The organism is Citrobacter sp. RHB21-C05, from assembly GCF_013889015.1.
GTDB lineage: Bacteria > Pseudomonadota > Gammaproteobacteria > Enterobacterales > Enterobacteriaceae > Citrobacter_A > Citrobacter_A sedlakii.
Genome location: NZ_CP057611.1, coordinates 3,541,180 through 3,556,455, shown reverse-complemented (window position 1 = coordinate 3,556,455; position 15,276 = coordinate 3,541,180). Strand labels below are relative to the sequence as shown.

At 55.7% G+C, this 15,276-nt stretch carries 13 protein-coding genes; 5 read left to right on the top strand and 8 right to left on the bottom strand.

Annotated elements, in window-relative coordinates; all coding sequences use genetic code 11:
• Nucleotides 1-47: 47 nt before the first annotated feature.
• Nucleotides 48-1,328, bottom strand: coding sequence for a glutamate-1-semialdehyde 2,1-aminomutase (gene hemL / locus HVX72_RS17010; protein WP_181821942.1), 1,281 nt, complete (start codon nt 1,326-1,328; stop codon nt 48-50).
• Between the two features lie 168 nt (nt 1,329-1,496).
• Here hemL and clcA point away from each other — a divergent pair, with 168 nt between their 5' ends.
• Both clcA and erpA read left to right on the top strand, forming a co-directional pair.
• Complete coding sequence (clcA, locus tag HVX72_RS17005) at nt 1,497-2,918, top strand: H(+)/Cl(-) exchange transporter ClcA (protein ID WP_042289908.1); 1,422 nt, start codon at nt 1,497-1,499, stop codon at nt 2,916-2,918.
• Between the two features lie 81 nt (nt 2,919-2,999).
• Nucleotides 3,000-3,344 carry an iron-sulfur cluster insertion protein ErpA gene (gene erpA / locus HVX72_RS17000; protein WP_012904541.1) on the top strand — a complete coding sequence of 115 codons (345 nt, stop codon included), beginning with the start codon at nt 3,000-3,002 and terminating at the stop codon, nt 3,342-3,344.
• Nucleotides 3,345-3,464: 120 nt separating this feature from the next.
• On the opposite strand, the gene HVX72_RS16995 is transcribed toward erpA, so the two are convergent.
• From HVX72_RS16995 to mtnN, 3 genes are read right to left on the bottom strand one after another with little or no spacing between them, the layout of a single operon-like run.
• Nucleotides 3,465-4,088, bottom strand: a complete 624-nt coding sequence (locus tag HVX72_RS16995; protein ID WP_042289905.1) for a TRIC cation channel family protein — start codon at nt 4,086-4,088, stop codon at nt 3,465-3,467.
• 37 nt (nt 4,089-4,125) lie between these two features.
• The gene (btuF, locus tag HVX72_RS16990; protein WP_181821941.1) at nt 4,126-4,926 is read right to left on the bottom strand and encodes a vitamin B12 ABC transporter substrate-binding protein BtuF; all 801 of its coding nucleotides are present in this window, start codon (nt 4,924-4,926) and stop codon (nt 4,126-4,128) included.
• On the bottom strand, nt 4,919-5,617 hold the full coding sequence (mtnN, locus tag HVX72_RS16985; protein ID WP_042289900.1) for a 5'-methylthioadenosine/S-adenosylhomocysteine nucleosidase: 699 nt from the start codon (nt 5,615-5,617) through the stop codon (nt 4,919-4,921). The genes btuF and mtnN overlap by 8 nt, the downstream gene beginning before the upstream one ends.
• An 80-nt stretch (nt 5,618-5,697) precedes the next feature.
• Here mtnN and dgt point away from each other — a divergent pair, with 80 nt between their 5' ends.
• From dgt to cdaR, 3 genes are all read left to right on the top strand, one after another.
• Nucleotides 5,698-7,215 (top strand): dGTPase, encoded by a 1,518-nt coding sequence (dgt, locus tag HVX72_RS16980; protein ID WP_060570030.1) that lies wholly within the window; start codon nt 5,698-5,700, stop codon nt 7,213-7,215.
• A gap of 129 nt (nt 7,216-7,344) precedes the next feature.
• Complete coding sequence (degP, locus tag HVX72_RS16975; RefSeq protein WP_042289896.1) at nt 7,345-8,766, top strand: serine endoprotease DegP; 1,422 nt, start codon at nt 7,345-7,347, stop codon at nt 8,764-8,766.
• A gap of 147 nt (nt 8,767-8,913) precedes the next feature.
• Complete coding sequence (cdaR, locus tag HVX72_RS16970; RefSeq protein WP_042289894.1) at nt 8,914-10,071, top strand: DNA-binding transcriptional regulator CdaR; 1,158 nt, start codon at nt 8,914-8,916, stop codon at nt 10,069-10,071.
• Nucleotides 10,072-10,159: 88 nt separating this feature from the next.
• On the opposite strand, the gene HVX72_RS16965 is transcribed toward cdaR, so the two are convergent.
• The 4 genes from HVX72_RS16965 to map form a co-directional block, all read right to left on the bottom strand.
• Nucleotides 10,160-10,546, bottom strand: coding sequence for a DUF3461 family protein (locus HVX72_RS16965; RefSeq protein ID WP_042289892.1), 387 nt, complete (start codon nt 10,544-10,546; stop codon nt 10,160-10,162).
• A gap of 109 nt (nt 10,547-10,655) precedes the next feature.
• Entirely contained in the window at nt 10,656-11,480 is an 825-nt protein-coding gene (gene dapD / locus HVX72_RS16960; RefSeq protein WP_042289888.1) for a 2,3,4,5-tetrahydropyridine-2,6-dicarboxylate N-succinyltransferase, read from the bottom strand.
• Between the two features lie 31 nt (nt 11,481-11,511).
• Nucleotides 11,512-14,184 carry a bifunctional uridylyltransferase/uridylyl-removing protein GlnD gene (glnD, locus tag HVX72_RS16955; RefSeq protein ID WP_181821940.1) on the bottom strand — a complete coding sequence of 891 codons (2,673 nt, stop codon included), beginning with the start codon at nt 14,182-14,184 and terminating at the stop codon, nt 11,512-11,514.
• A 106-nt stretch (nt 14,185-14,290) separates the two neighbouring features.
• Nucleotides 14,291-15,085, bottom strand: a complete 795-nt coding sequence (gene map / locus HVX72_RS16950) for a type I methionyl aminopeptidase (RefSeq protein ID WP_042289882.1) — start codon at nt 15,083-15,085, stop codon at nt 14,291-14,293.
• Nucleotides 15,086-15,276: the final 191 nt, after the last annotated feature.

Sequence of the window (15,276 nt, the reverse complement as noted above, 5' to 3'; positions counted from 1 at the left end):
GTAGCGGTTTCGCTTCACCCGGCCTGCGATGGATAACCTTCTCGTTATTACAGCTTTGCAAACACCCGACGCGCGGCGTCGAGAGTGTTGTTGATGTCGTCCATGCTGTGTGCGATCGACATAAAGCCCGCCTCAAACGCCGACGGCGCCAGGTACACGCCTTCTTCCAGCATCAGGTGGAAGAAACGCTTAAAGCGTTCTACGTCGCATGCCATCACGTCCTGATAGCAGGTGACCGTTTTCGCATCGGTAAAGAATAGGCCGAACATGCCGCCGACATGGTTTACGACCAGTGGAATACCCGTTTCCTGTGCGGCTGCCAGCAGACCTTCGGCGAGACGGGTCGTCAGTTCGTCCAGCGTATCATGGACCCCCGGCTGGGCCACTTCGTTCAGACAGGCAAACCCTGCCGCCATCGCAATTGGGTTTCCGGACAGCGTCCCTGCCTGATACACCGGACCGGTTGGCGCCAGTGCATCCATCACTTCGCGACGGCCGCCGAAGGCGCCCACTGGCATACCGCCGCCAATGATTTTGCCCAGACAGGTCAGATCCGGCGTTACGCCGTAATAGTCCTGCGCGCCCGCCAGCGCGACGCGGAAGCCGGTCATGACTTCATCAATGATCAGCAATGCGCCAAATTCATCGCACAGGGCGCGCAGACCCGGCAGGAAGTCCGGCAGCGGCGGGATGCAGTTCATGTTGCCCGCGACCGGCTCAACGATGATGCAGGCGATCTCCTGCGGGAACTGCTCAAACGCGGCGCGGACGGAATCCAGATCGTTATAGGTGCAGGTTAGCGTGTGTTTGGCGAAATCCGCCGGCACGCCTGGCGAGTTTGGCTGACCCAGCGTCAGCGCGCCGGAGCCGGCTTTCACCAGCAGACAGTCGGCGTGGCCGTGGTAGCAGCCTTCGAATTTAATGATTTTATCGCGCCCGGTAAAACCGCGCGCCAGACGAATGGCGCTCATGGTTGCTTCAGTACCGGAGTTTACCATGCGCACCATGTCCATCGTCGGCACCAGTTCCGTCACCAGCGCCGCCATTTTCACTTCCATTTCGGTTGGCGCGCCGAAGCTTAAACCACGCCCGGCGGCTTCGATCACCGCATTACGGATGGCCGGGTGGTTGTGTCCCAGCACCATCGGTCCCCAGGAGCCGACGTAATCGATATAGGCTTTACCATCGACATCGTACAAATACGCGCCGTCAGCTTTTTCGATAAACAGCGGAGTGCCACCCACGCCAGTAAAGGCGCGAACAGGAGAGTTAACGCCGCCGGGGATGAGCTCACGCGCCGCGCTATAGAGGTTTTCAGACTTACTCATGGATGGATTCCTGGTTCGTAGAAAAAGTGAATGCCCGCTATTCTAATTATTCAGAGAAGGTTATGAAAGTTTTGCGCATTTGAAACATCACGATTTGCAGGGGATTTTCCGGCGAGAGGCGAGTACAATGCCGCCTCTGCATTTGTATTACCAATTAATGATCATCTGATGAAGACAGAAACTCCCTCTTTTGAAGCACAGCAAATCGTGCGCTTGCGGCGCCGGGATCAAATCCGTCGATTGCTTGAGCGGGACAAAACGCCACTGGCGATCTTATTGATGGCGGCGGTGGTCGGCACCGTGACCGGCCTGGTCGGCGTGGCGTTCGAAAAAGCGGTGACCTGGGTGCAGAACATGCGTATCAGCACGCTGGTCAGCGTTGCCGATCACGCGTTTCTCGTCTGGCCGTTGGCATTTGTGCTTTCCGCTCTGCTCGCCATGGTGGGCTATTTTCTGGTGCGCAAATTCGCGCCGGAAGCCGGTGGTTCCGGGATCCCGGAGATCGAAGGCGCGCTGGAAGAGCTGCGTCCGGTGCGCTGGTGGCGCGTGCTGCCAGTGAAATTTATCGGCGGGATGGGGACGCTGGGGGCCGGTATGGTGCTGGGGCGCGAAGGGCCAACGGTCCAGATCGGCGGCAACATTGGCCGGATGGTGCTGGATATTTTTCGTATGCGCAGCGCCGAAGCTCGCCATACGCTGCTGGCTACCGGGGCGGCAGCCGGTCTTTCCGCGGCGTTTAATGCGCCGCTGGCGGGCATTTTGTTTATCATCGAAGAGATGCGTCCGCAGTTTCGCTATAACCTGATTTCCATTAAGGCTGTGTTCACGGGCGTGATTATGTCGAGCATTGTCTTTCGCGTGGTCAATGGCGAAGCACCGATTATCGAGGTCGGTAAACTGTCTAACGCGCCGGTGAATACGCTGTGGCTCTATCTGATCCTCGGTATGATTTTTGGCTGCGTGGGGCCGCTGTTTAATAGATTGGTGCTGCGTACGCAGGATATGTTCCAGCGCTTTCACGGCGGCAATATCACCAAATGGGTGCTGATGGGCGGCGCGATTGGCGGACTGTGCGGTATTCTCGGGTTGATTGAACCCGAAGCGGCAGGCGGCGGGTTTAATCTGATCCCCATCGCTGCGGCGGGCAATTTTAGCGTCGGATTACTGTTGTTTATCTTTGTCGCCAGGGTAATCACTACGCTGCTTTGTTTCTCCTCCGGCGCGCCGGGTGGAATATTCGCCCCGATGCTGGCGCTCGGCACGCTGCTGGGAACCGCGTTCGGCATGGCGGCGGCGGCCTTCTTTCCGCACTATCAGCTGGAAGCTGGCACTTTTGCTATCGCCGGCATGGGGGCGCTGATGGCGGCGTCGGTACGCGCGCCGCTGACCGGCATCGTGCTGGTGCTGGAAATGACCGACAATTACCAGCTCATTTTGCCAATGATTATTACCTGTCTCGGCGCAACACTATTGGCGCAATTCCTCGGCGGAAAACCGCTATACTCCACCATTCTTGCCCGCACCCTGGCGAAGCAGGAAGCGGAACAGGCGGCAAAAAGCCAGACGGCGGCCGCTGGCGAGAATACTTGAATGAAATACCAGGGTATTAGATAATGATTTTCGTATTGGGTCAGAATTTGCCCAATTGCCGATGTCGTTTGGAGCAAAAATATGAGTGATGACGTAGCGCTGCCACTGCAATTTACTGAAGCAGCAGCCAATAAAGTGAAAAGCCTGATCGCTGACGAAGATAACCCGAATCTGAAGCTGCGCGTGTATATTACCGGTGGTGGTTGCAGCGGCTTCCAGTATGGTTTTACCTTTGACGATCAGGTCAACGAAGGTGATATGACCATCGAGAAACAGGGTGTGGGTCTGGTGGTTGATCCGATGAGCCTGCAATATCTGGTTGGCGGCTCCGTGGATTACACTGAAGGTCTGGAAGGGTCACGCTTCGTCGTAACCAACCCGAATGCGAAAAGCACCTGCGGGTGTGGTTCTTCGTTCAGTATTTGATCAGTTGCCGGTTGTCCCGCCGGTTAACCGTTCTACAGGCCCGGTAAGCGTAACGCCGCCGGGCGATGTCCCGGATGGCGGCTAACGTTTTATCCGGCCTGCGCTTCTCGCCCCGATGCCTTAACGCCCATTCTCATCTAATGCAAACGTCGGCAGCTTAAGATGCCAGCGGATCGCCGCCAGGCGAATGAATAATGTCACGATCATCCCCATCATACTTGCCGTTTCCAGCGGGATCGCAAAAGTATAAAACGCGGTGGCGTGAACAATTCCGCCAATAATGCAGGCTGTGGCGTAAATCTCAGTCCGCAAAATCATCGGGATTTCACGCGCCAGCACGTCGCGGATAATCCCGCCGCCGACGCCGGTGATCACGCCCATACAGATTGCGACCAACGGACCGGTGCCGGCAATAAACGCTTTATTGACGCCAATCCCGACGAATACCGCCAGACCGACGGCGTCGAGTACCGGCAGCATCCATTTGGGCAAGCGCCTGGGCTGGCGCACCAACAATATCGTCAGCATACTGGTGACCATCGCCACCACCAGATCGGTCGGATCTTTCACCCAAAACACCGGCCCGTTATCCAGCGCCATATCACGGATCGTTCCACCGCCGACGGCTGTCACGACGCCCAGAACCAGTACGCCGAACGGGTCCATGCGCAATTTTCCAGCCAGCAATACGCCAGAGATAGCAAATACCGCGGTACCGACAATATCCAGCCAATAGACGAGCATCACGTTATCCTCAAGACCAGCCGTGCTGTGACGGGTTTTACTTCACCTGTGAAAGCGCACTACAGAGTTGTTTTGCGGCGAGGATAATACGCGGGCTGGCGCGTTCAAACCAGTCACTGGTTAAAGGAATAACCGGAATAGTGAGCTGATCGCCCCAGTATCGCTGAATTTTGCGGGTTTCATCCGCATCGCCTGCCACCACGATCGCCTGCGGAGCGCGCGCCAGCACCTGTTCTCGGCTTACCTGCGGCCAGGGAACCCGGCTATTGGCAAAGATATTTTCTCCGCCACACAGCTCCAGCACCTGGTTTTGAATCGATCCTTTTGCGCTGGTAAACGGCGGATTGATGCCAAACTGGAGAAAGACGCGTTTTTTGGCTTTCGCCGCGTTCGCCGATTTTAGTTGATGATAGTCGTCCAGCAGGCTTTGTGCGGCGCGTTGCGCTTTTTCCGGCTCCGGGCTCCAGGCGGCTAATTTTTTCAGCGTGTCGGCAATTTGTTCGATGGTGACGGCATCCACCCACATCACCTGGATCCCTAACGAGGTGAGCTGATTAACCTGTCGTTCCGCATTGCCGCCGCGCCAGGCGATAACCAGATCGGGTTTCAGCGCCACAATGCGTTCCAGATTCATGCCCTGCCAGGTGGACACTTGTTCAATATTCTTTGCCGCTGGCGGATAGTCGGAATAGCTGCTGACGCCGACGGGGGTGATGCCTGCGGCAAAGGCGAGTTCGGTATTGGCGGGAGAAAGGGAAATCACGCGCGGTGCGGCTGACAGCCACACCGGCAGCAGAATCAGCAGGGCGACAAACGCCCTGAAGAATGCGTTAACCATGCGCCAGTTTCTGCACCAGCGTTTCGACCATCAGGCTGGACTGTTTGGCCGCGACGGCCAGGAACTCGTCAAAGCTCAGGTGCGACTGCTGGTCTGCGACGTCAGAAATAGCGCGAACCACCACAAACGGAACTTTAAAGTTATGGCAGACGTGCGCGATCGCGGTAGCTTCCATTTCAACAGCAACCGCCTGCGGGAAGTTATGGCGGATTTTCGCCAGCCCCACGGAGCCGTTAATGAAGGCGTCGCCGCTGACAATTAGCCCGCGAACCGCGTTCAGGTTTAACGCCGCAATGCAGGATTCCGCCGCCGCGATCAGCGTTTCGTCGGCTTTAAACCCTGCCGGGCAGCCCGGAAGCTGACCGAATTCATAGCCGAAGGCGGTAACATCGGCGTCATGATAGCGTGCTTCATCAGACACCACGATATCACCCACTTTTAACGTTGGCGCCAGACCGCCTGCGGAACCGGTATTAATAATCACGTCCGGCTTGCAGTGTTCAAGAAGCAGCGTCGCGCCCAGCGCTGCAGCCACTTTACCAATGCCGGATTTCAGCAGCGCAACGTCGGTGCCGTTTAACTGACCGGTGTAGATTTCACAACCGCCCAGGCTGAACGTTTGACGGTTTTCGATTTTGTCACGCAGCAGCGTAACTTCTTCTTCCATTGCACCAATGATGCCGATTTTCATAGATTTACTCGCGCCAGGTGAGATTTAAAGGCATAGTCTATCATGCGCTTAACGGGAAGTGCATGTTCATGGGGGAGGAGATGGCTCAGATTGATTTCCGCAAAAAAATAAACTGGCATCGTCGTTACCGCTCACCTCAGGGGGTGAAGACTGAGCATGAGATCCTGCGCATCTTTGAGAGTGACCGTGGGCGCATTATTAACTCTCCGGCGATCCGCCGTTTGCAGCAAAAGACGCAGGTGTTTCCGCTGGAGCGCAACGCGGCGGTGCGCACCCGTCTTACCCATTCGCTGGAAGTGCAGCAGGTGGGACGCTATATCGCCAAAGAAGTGCTGAGCCGTCTTAAGGAACTGCAACTGCTGGCGCATTACGGGCTGGACGAACTGACCGGTCCCTTCGAAAGCATTGTCGAAATGTCCTGCCTGATGCACGACATTGGGAATCCGCCGTTCGGTCATTTTGGCGAAGCGGCAATCAACGACTGGTTTCGCCAGCGTCTGCATCCGGCAGATGCCGAAAGCCAGCCGCTGACGGAGGACCGCTGTATTGTCGCCGCGCTGCGCCTGAGCGAAGGGGAGGAGTCCCTGAATGACATCCGGCGCAAAGTCCGCCAGGATTTATGCCATTTCGAAGGCAATGCGCAGGGGATACGTCTGGTGCATACCTTAATGCGCATGAACCTGACCTGGGCGCAGGTGGGCGGGATTTTAAAATATACCCGTCCGGCATGGTGGCGGGGGGAAACGCCTACGACGCATCATTATTTAATGAAAAAACCGGGCTACTATCTTTCTGAAGAGTCCTATATTGCAAGGTTACGTCAGGAACTTGATCTCGCGCTTTACAGTCGCTTTCCATTAACCTGGATCATGGAAGCCGCTGACGATATTTCTTATTGCGTGGCCGATCTTGAGGACGCCGTAGAGAAAAGAATTTTCAGCGTAGAGCAGTTGTATCACCATTTGCACGAGGCCTGGGGCGAGCACGAAAAAGGCTCTCTGTTTGCGCAGGTGGTGGAAAATGCGTGGGAGAAATCCCGCGCAAATACGCTGAGTCGGAGTACGGAAGATCAATTCTTTATGTATTTGCGGGTGAACACGCTAAATAAGCTGGTGCCTTATGCCGCGCAGCGTTTTATTGATAATCTTGAGCAGATCTTTGAGGGCACCTTTAATCAGGCGTTACTGGAAGATGGCAGCAGCGTTAGCCGTTTGCTTAAGCTCTATAAAAATGTCGCCATAAAACATGTGTTTAGCCACCCCGACGTGGAACAACTCGAGCTGCAGGGGTATCGCGTTATCAGTGGTTTATTAGACATTTACCGGCCTTTATTAAGTCTTCCATTAGCAGACTTCAGCGAGCTGGTAGAAAAAGAGCGGCTGATACGCTTTCCGATAGAATCCAGATTATTTCAGAAACTCTCCACTCGTCATCGACTGGCGTACATTGAAGCCGTCAGTAAATTAGCGTCAGATTCCCCCGAGTATCCGGTGCTGGAATATTATTATCGTTGCCGTCTGATCCAGGATTATATCAGCGGCATGACAGACCTCTATGCGTGGGATGAATATCGACGGCTCATGGCGGTCGAGCAATAAAGCAACTTTTGTAAAGACGGACAATAAATTTTTACTTTTTCCATAAACTTTTGTCCGGAACTTAGCGCTATAAAATGAATCTGACGTACACAGCAATTTTGCGTTATCTGTTAATCGAGATTGATACACATGAAAAAAACCACATTAGCAATGAGTGCACTGGCTCTGAGTTTAGGTTTGGCGTTATCTCCGCTTTCTGCCACGGCTGCTGAAACCGCCTCAGCAACGACCGCTCAGCAGATGCCAAGTCTGGCGCCGATGCTCGAAAAAGTGATGCCATCGGTGGTCAGCATTAACGTTGAAGGTAGCACAACCGTAAATACGCCGCGTATGCCGCGTAATTTCCAGCAGTTCTTTGGTGATGACTCCCCGTTCTGCCAGGAGGGTTCTCCGTTCCAGAGTTCCCCGTTCTGTCAGGGAGGCCCGGGGGGTAACGGCGGCCAGCAACAAAAATTCATGGCGCTGGGATCTGGCGTCATTATTGATGCCGCGAAAGGCTATGTCGTCACCAACAACCACGTGGTGGACAACGCCACGGTAATCAAAGTACAGCTGAGCGATGGCCGTAAATTCGATGCCAAAATTGTCGGCAAAGATCCGCGCTCTGACATCGCGCTGATCCAAATCCAGGATCCGAAAAACCTGACGGCGATTAAACTGGCTGACTCCGACGCGCTGCGTGTCGGCGACTACACGGTGGCCATCGGTAACCCGTTTGGTCTGGGCGAAACCGTCACTTCCGGTATCGTCTCGGCGCTGGGCCGTAGCGGTCTGAACGCGCAAAACTATGAAAACTTTATCCAGACCGACGCGGCGATCAACCGCGGTAACTCCGGTGGCGCGCTGGTTAACCTTAATGGTGAACTGATCGGTATTAACACCGCTATCCTTGCGCCGGACGGCGGCAACATTGGTATCGGCTTCGCCATCCCAAGCAACATGGTGAAAAACCTCACATCCCAGATGGTGGAATTCGGTCAGGTGAAACGCGGCGAGCTGGGCATTATGGGTACCGAACTGAACTCTGAGCTGGCGAAGGCGATGAAAGTCGACGCACAGCGCGGCGCGTTCGTCAGCCAGGTGATGCCAAACTCTTCGGCGGCGAAAGCGGGCATTAAAGCCGGGGATGTTATTACCTCCCTGAACGGCAAGCCCATCAGCAGCTTTGCCGCGCTGCGCGCGCAGGTCGGCACCATGCCGGTTGGCAGCAAGCTCACCCTCGGACTGTTGCGTGACGGCAAGCCGGTGACCGTGAATCTGGAACTGCAGCAGAGCAGCCAGAATCAGGTGGATTCCAGCTCTATTTTCAGCGGCATTGAGGGCGCTGAAATGAGCAACAAAGGCAAGGATCAAGGCGTGGTGGTGAATAACGTGAAAGCGAATTCTCCAGCGGCGCAGATTGGTCTGAAGAAAGGAGACGTGATTGTCGGCGCTAACCAGCAGGCGGTGAAAAACATCGCTGAGCTGCGCAAGATCCTCGACAGCAAGCCGTCTGTCCTCGCGCTGAATATTCAGCGTGGCGATAGCTCCATCTATTTGCTGATGCAGTAATCTCCCCACCCCCTTCCCGAACAGGGAAGGGGGTTCTTTTTGTGATACCCCCCACAACTCCATACTTCTTTGCTTCGCTTTGTGCATTTGCACAATGCTGCGATTAGTCATCTTCCTTATGCTTGAGCTCTGCTCACAGGAGGGTTTATGGCTGGCTGGCATCTTGATACCAAAATGGCGCAGGATATCGTGGCGCGGACGATGCGCATCATTGATACCAATATCAACGTAATGGATGCCCGCGGGCGGATTATCGGCAGCGGCGATCGTGAGCGTATTGGTGAATTGCACGAAGGCGCGCTGCTGGTGCTCTCTCAGGGACGCGTGGTTGATATTGACGACGCGGTGGCGCGGCACTTACACGGTGTGCGTCAGGGGATCAACCTGCCGTTGCGTCTGGAAGGGGAGATCGTTGGCGTGATCGGTCTGACCGGCGAGCCGGAGCACCTGCGCAAATATGGCGAGCTGGTATGCATGACGGCAGAAATGATGCTGGAGCAGTCACGTCTGATGCACCTGTTGGCGCAGGACAGCCGTCTGCGTGAAGAACTGGTGATGAACCTGATTCAGGCGGAAGAAAACACCCCGGCGCTGACCGAGTGGGCGCAGCGTCTGGGCATCGATCTCAATCAGCCGCGCGTGGTGGCGGTGGTCGAAGTCGACAGCGGACAGCTTGGCGTCGACAGCGCCATGGCGGAACTGCAGCAATTGCAAAATGCGCTGACCACCCCCGAGCGCAATAACCTGATCGCGATTGTCTCGCTGACCGAAATGGTGGTGTTAAAACCGGCGCTGAATCAGTTTGGTCGCTGGGATGCAGAAGATCACCGCAGGCGCGTTGAGCAGCTTATTTCGCGGATGAAAGAGAATGGGCAACTGCGTTTTCGCGTCGCGTTGGGCAACTACTTTACCGGCCCCGGCAGTATCGCCCGCTCATACCGTACCGCCCGCACTACCATGATGGTCGGCAAGCAGCGCATGCCGGACAGCCGCAGTTATTTTTATCAGGATTTAATGTTGCCGGTGCTGCTCGACAGTCTGCGCGGCGGTTGGCAGGCTAACGAGCTGGCGCGCCCTTTAGCGCGACTGAAGGCAATGGATAATAACGGCCTGTTGCGCCGAACGCTGGCGGCGTGGTTCCGTCATAATGTGCAGCCGCTGGCGACGTCAAAGGCGCTGTTTATTCATCGTAATACGCTGGAGTACCGACTGAACCGTATTTCAGAGCTGACCGGGCTGGATCTGGGGAATTTTGACGACAGATTGTTATTGTATGTGGCGCTACAACTTGATGAACAACGGTAATTTTTGCCTGATGGCGCAGCACTGATCGGGCCTACAAAGGACAGGGGGCGTAGGCTGGACGTGGGCGGCGCCATCTGGCAACAATCGCTTACTTACGCGTCAATTTTTCCAGATCGGCCTCAATTTCGGTGATCTTATTCGCGACCACGCTTTCCAGATGGCGTAAGTCGTCAAGGATCTTGCGCTTCAGATCGACTTCGGTGCGATCGCGCTGGCAGATCTGATCCAGCTCGTCGATAACATAGCGCAGGTTGGGGCTGATCTCCTGCACCTCTTTGTAACCCTGCCCAATACCGTCGGCGACCACGGTTTTACGTTGCCGTGGGTATTTAAACTTCACGCTCTTGGCAAAGAATTCGCCTTTATCCTTCTGGAAATAGATTTTCAGGATATCGTTGTTGGCTTCTTGCCGCAGGCTGTAACGATCGATTTCTTCAGGATTGGTAATGCCCAGACTTTTCAGATTGTCGTACATAGCGGTACCCTTAATCTCAACATAACCTATGAATAATTAACGAAAAGCCCCGTTTCCGCCACTTCAGGCGATAAAAAAAGCGGGCTATGCCCGCTTTTTCAAATCATTGTCAGTCGATGGTACGTAACAACTCATTGATGCCGACCTTGCCGCGCGTTTTGGCATCGACTTTTTTCACAATCACCGCGCAGTAAAGACTGTATTTGCCATCTTTCGACGGCAGGTTGCCGGAAACGACAACAGAACCTGCCGGAACGCGGCCATAATGCACTTCGCCGGTTTCACGATCATAAATACGGGTGCTCTGGCCGATGTAAACGCCCATCGAAATCACGGAACCTTCTTCCACGATCACGCCTTCCACGACTTCTGAACGCGCGCCGATAAAGCAGTTATCTTCGATGATGGTCGGGTTCGCCTGCAGCGGCTCCAGTACGCCGCCGATGCCGACGCCGCCGGAGAGATGAACGTTTTTACCGATCTGCGCGCAGGAGCCGACGGTCGCCCAGGTATCAACCATCGTACCTTCATCAACATAGGCGCCGATATTAACGTAAGACGGCATCAGCACGGTGTTACGGGCAATGAACGCCCCCTGGCGCACCGCCGCAGGTGGCACCACGCGGAAGCCTTCTTTCTGAAAACGCGCTTCGTCATAGTCAGCAAATTTCATCGGCACTTTATCGAAGTAGCGACTTTCCGCGCCGTCGATAACCTGGTTATCGTTAATACGGAAAGAGAGCAGTACCGCTTTCTTCAGCCACTGGTGCGTTACCCACTGGCCGTCGATTTTTTCTGCAACACGCAGTGCGCCGGAATCCAGCAGGGAAATCACCTGATTCACCGCTTCACGGGTCACGGTATCTACATTCGCCGGCGTGATCTCGGCACGGCGCTCAAAAGCGGTCTCAATAACGTTCTGTAACTGCTGCATTGGTAAACTCTTTCCCTAATAAAAAAACACACTACCCTTTATCGTTTGGATTGAGGGCCTCTGTCAACCGTTGATGCACTTCCTGCTGGAGCGCATTATTAAGGGCACGCCGGTCCGCGGTGGCGATTATGAATAAATCTTCTACTCGCTCGCCAATGGTTGTAATTCGGGCGCCGTGAAGCGAAATTCCCAGATCGGCAAAAATTTGCCCGACCCGCGCCAGCAGTCCGGGCTGGTCGAGCGCAATCAGTTCGAGGAACGATTTCCGGTCAGTGTGCGTCGGCAAAAACGTCACTTCGGTATCCACGGTAAAGTGACGCAATTTAGCCGGCTGGCGACGCGGCTGCGGCGGTTGCCAACTGCGCTGGGTGATCGCCTGTTCCAGTCCTGAGCGGATCGCTTCGTGGCGATCGGACGACAGCGGGCTGCCATCCGGCTCCAGGACGATAAACGTATCCATTGCCATGCCGTCGCGGGTGGTGAAGATCTGCGCATCGTGGACGCTGAGATTACGCCTGTCCAGTTCAGCGCAGACGGCGGCAAACAGGTAAGGTCGGTCCGGACTCCAGATAAAAATTTCCGTTCCGCCGCGCGTCGCCTGCGGACTGAGCAAAATCAACGGCTTGTTCAGGTCGTGCTGAAGCAGATGTCGCGCGTGCCAGGCCAGTTGATTTGGGCTGTGACGGACAAAATAGTTGGCGCGACAGCGCGACCAGATATGGTGCAGCGCCTCTTCATCAATATTGTCCATCCGTAATAGCGCCAGCGCCTGAAGCTGATGATGGCGTACGCGCTCGCGCATATCTGGCGTATTCTGCATGCCGCGGCGCAGCTGTTTCTCTGTGGCGAAGTACAGTTCGCGCAGCAGGCTTTGCTTCCAGCTATTCCACAGCGTTTCGTTGGTGGCGCATATGTCGGCTACTGTCAGGCAGACGAGAAAGCGCAAGCGGTGCTCCGTCTGTACTTCTTCGGCAAACTGCTTGATCACCTCCGGATCCTGAATATCGCGGCGCTGGGCGGTAACTGACATCAGCAGATGTTGCCGTACCAGCCAGGCCACCAGTTGGGTCTCCCGCGAGTTCAGGCCATGCAGCTCGGCGAATTTGAGCACGTCCTGCGCCCCCAGCACGGAGTGGTCGCCGCCGCGCCCTTTGGCGATGTCGTGGAACAGAGCGGCGATCAGAATCAGCTCCGGCTGACGCAGACGGGGCCACAGATCCACACACAGCGGGTGGCGCTGGCGGGTCTCTTCTTTGGCGAAGCTTTCCAGCTTCAGCATCACGCGAATGGTGTGTTCATCCACTGTGTAAGCGTGGAACAGATCGAACTGCATCTGTCCGACAATGTGCGACCACTGGGGCATATAGGCCCACAGCACGCTATGGCGGTGCATCGGCAGCAGGCCGCGGCTGACCGCGCCAGGGTGACGCAGCATGCTGAGAAACAGCGAACGCGCTTCCGGGATGTAGCACAGCGGCTGGTTCAGATGACGTCGGGCGTGGCGCAGATGGCGCAGGGTGGTGGAGTAGATCCCGGTGATCGCGCTATTGCGGACCATGGTATAGAACATCCGCAGGATCGCTTCCGGCTCGCGGATAAACAGATCGTCGTGACGCAGGTCGATCAGCGTGCCACGCAGTTGAAAGTCGTCGTCGATCGGGCGCGGCTTTTCGTCCGCCGGCAAGGCGAGGATGGCTTCGTCAAACAACTGGAGCAGCATCTGGTTCAGTTCGCTGACCCGCCGCGTCACCCGGAAGAAATCCTTCATCATTTGCTCGACCGGCTCGTTGCCTTCGCCACGGTAGTTGAGACGCTGGGCGACGCTAAGCTGGCGGTCAAACAACAGACGGTTGTCGTAACGGGGCACCACCAGATGCAGCGCAAAGCGGATCCGCCAGAGTATGTGCAGGCACTCGTTTAACTCCGCGCGTTCGGCCTGGGTCAAAAAGCCAAAACCGACCATCTCATCAAGGGAGGTGGCGCCAAAGTGACGGCGGGCGACCCACTGTAGCGTATGGATGTCGCGCAGGCCGCCGGGGCTGCTTTTGATATCCGGCTCGAGGTTATAGCTGGTGCCGTGATAGCGCTGGTGGCGCTGGTTCTGTTCTTCGACTTTGGCGGCGTAGAACGTGTCGGACGGCCAGAAGCCTTCGCTGAAAATGTGTTTTTGCAGCTCAAGGAACAGCGCCACGTCGCCAATCAGCAGCCGGGTTTCGATCAGGTTGGTGGCGACGGTCAGATCCGACAGCCCTTCCAGCAGACACTCTTCAAGCGTACGTACGCTGTGACCGACCTCCAGCTTTACGTCCCACAGCAGCGTCAGCAGTTCACCCACTTTCTGCGCCTGGTCATCGGGTAATTTTTTGCGGCTTAAGATCAGCAGATCGATGTCGGAAAGCGGATGCAGTTCGCCGCGACCGTAGCCGCCGACGGCGACCAGCGCCAGATCGGCAATCTGCCCGAATCCCGCGTCAATCCACAACCGTTGCAGCAGTTGATCAATAAACTCGGTTCGGGCTTCGATCAACTGCTCGGCGGAGATCCCGCTGTCAAACGCGTCGCCCAGCCATTGCTGGAAGGTATCGATGTGGGACTTTATCCCGCTGACGGTGAGTTCGTCACGCGACCAACTGCCTGGGTTTTGCGGCTGGCCGGGAAGGGTGGGAAGTGCGGTATTCGCGTGCTGTTCAGGAAGAGTATTCATTATGCGCCACCCATTAAAAAGCCGGATGTCGGCGAAACGCCTTATCCGGCCCAGGGAACACTGCAATTTCCAGGCCTGATAAGCGACAGCGCCATCAGGCAATCAGTTATTCGTCGTGCGTAATGACCGCCGGGATAGTGTCATCCTTGCGTAAGGTCAGAATTTCGCAGCCGTTTTCGGTTACTACAATAGTGTGCTCATACTGTGCAGACAAGCTTCTGTCTTTGGTTTTTACCGTCCAGCCATCCTTCATGGTGCGGATGCGGTAATCACCGGCATTCAGCATTGGCTCAATGGTGAATGTCATGCCCGGTTGCAGCACCACGCCGCCGTCGTCCGCATCGTAATGCAGTACCTGCGGTTCTTCATGGAAGCCGCGGCCAATACCGTGTCCGCAGTATTCGCGCACCACAGAGAAGCCTTCGCCTTCCGCGTATTTCTGAATCGCCGCGCCCAGGGCGCGCAGACGGATGCCCGGTTTTACCATACGCAGGGCCAGATACAGGCTCTCCTGCGTGACGCGGCACAGACGCTCGCCCAGGATAGTCGGCTTGCCGACGATAAACATTTTTGAGGTGTCGCCGTGGTATTCGTCTTTGATGACAGTCACGTCAATGTTGACGATATCGCCGTCTTTCAACAGCTTGGCATCGTCCGGGATCCCGTGGCATACCACTTCATTAATAGAGATGCAGACGGATTTCGGATAACCATGGTAACCGAGGCAGGCGGAAATCGCGTGCTGCTCGTTGACGATGTAGTCGTTACAAAGACGATCCAGTTCGCCCGTGCTGACGCCCGGTTTGATATGCGGTTCGATCATCTCCAGCACTTCCGCGGCCAGACGGCCCGCGACGCGCATTTTTTCGATTTCTTCAGGGGTCTTAATTGAGATAGCCATGTAATCTGTCCATCGGTGTCGATTTTTTCGACAATACTAGTGTAAGTATTGTCAATGGTATCAGTCAGGCGCACCCCGTGCCAAATTGAGAATCATTAACAGCACACTCAGCCAACAATTATTGGTGTCGGCGGCGTATTTGTGGTATAAAGCGCGCCGGACTTCCGTTCCATTCGAGACTACACAAGATG

Coding starts and splice junctions, on each gene's coding strand:
- hemL (WP_181821942.1), bottom strand. CDS start 1,328: ATGAGTAAGTCTGAAAACCTCTATAGCGCGGCGCGTGAGCTCATCCCC.
- cdaR (WP_042289894.1), top strand. CDS start 8,914: ATGGCTGGCTGGCATCTTGATACCAAAATGGCGCAGGATATCGTGGCG.
- map (WP_042289882.1), bottom strand. CDS start 15,085: ATGGCTATCTCAATTAAGACCCCTGAAGAAATCGAAAAAATGCGCGTC.
- mtnN (WP_042289900.1), bottom strand. CDS start 5,617: ATGAAAATCGGCATCATTGGTGCAATGGAAGAAGAAGTTACGCTGCTG.
- HVX72_RS16995 (WP_042289905.1), bottom strand. CDS start 4,088: ATGCTCGTCTATTGGCTGGATATTGTCGGTACCGCGGTATTTGCTATC.
- HVX72_RS16965 (WP_042289892.1), bottom strand. CDS start 10,546: ATGTACGACAATCTGAAAAGTCTGGGCATTACCAATCCTGAAGAAATC.
- btuF (WP_181821941.1), bottom strand. CDS start 4,926: ATGGTTAACGCATTCTTCAGGGCGTTTGTCGCCCTGCTGATTCTGCTG.
- dgt (WP_060570030.1), top strand. CDS start 5,698: ATGGCTCAGATTGATTTCCGCAAAAAAATAAACTGGCATCGTCGTTAC.
- glnD (WP_181821940.1), bottom strand. CDS start 14,184: ATGAATACTCTTCCTGAACAGCACGCGAATACCGCACTTCCCACCCTT.
- dapD (WP_042289888.1), bottom strand. CDS start 11,480: ATGCAGCAGTTACAGAACGTTATTGAGACCGCTTTTGAGCGCCGTGCC.
- degP (WP_042289896.1), top strand. CDS start 7,345: ATGAAAAAAACCACATTAGCAATGAGTGCACTGGCTCTGAGTTTAGGT.
- erpA (WP_012904541.1), top strand. CDS start 3,000: ATGAGTGATGACGTAGCGCTGCCACTGCAATTTACTGAAGCAGCAGCC.
- clcA (WP_042289908.1), top strand. CDS start 1,497: ATGAAGACAGAAACTCCCTCTTTTGAAGCACAGCAAATCGTGCGCTTG.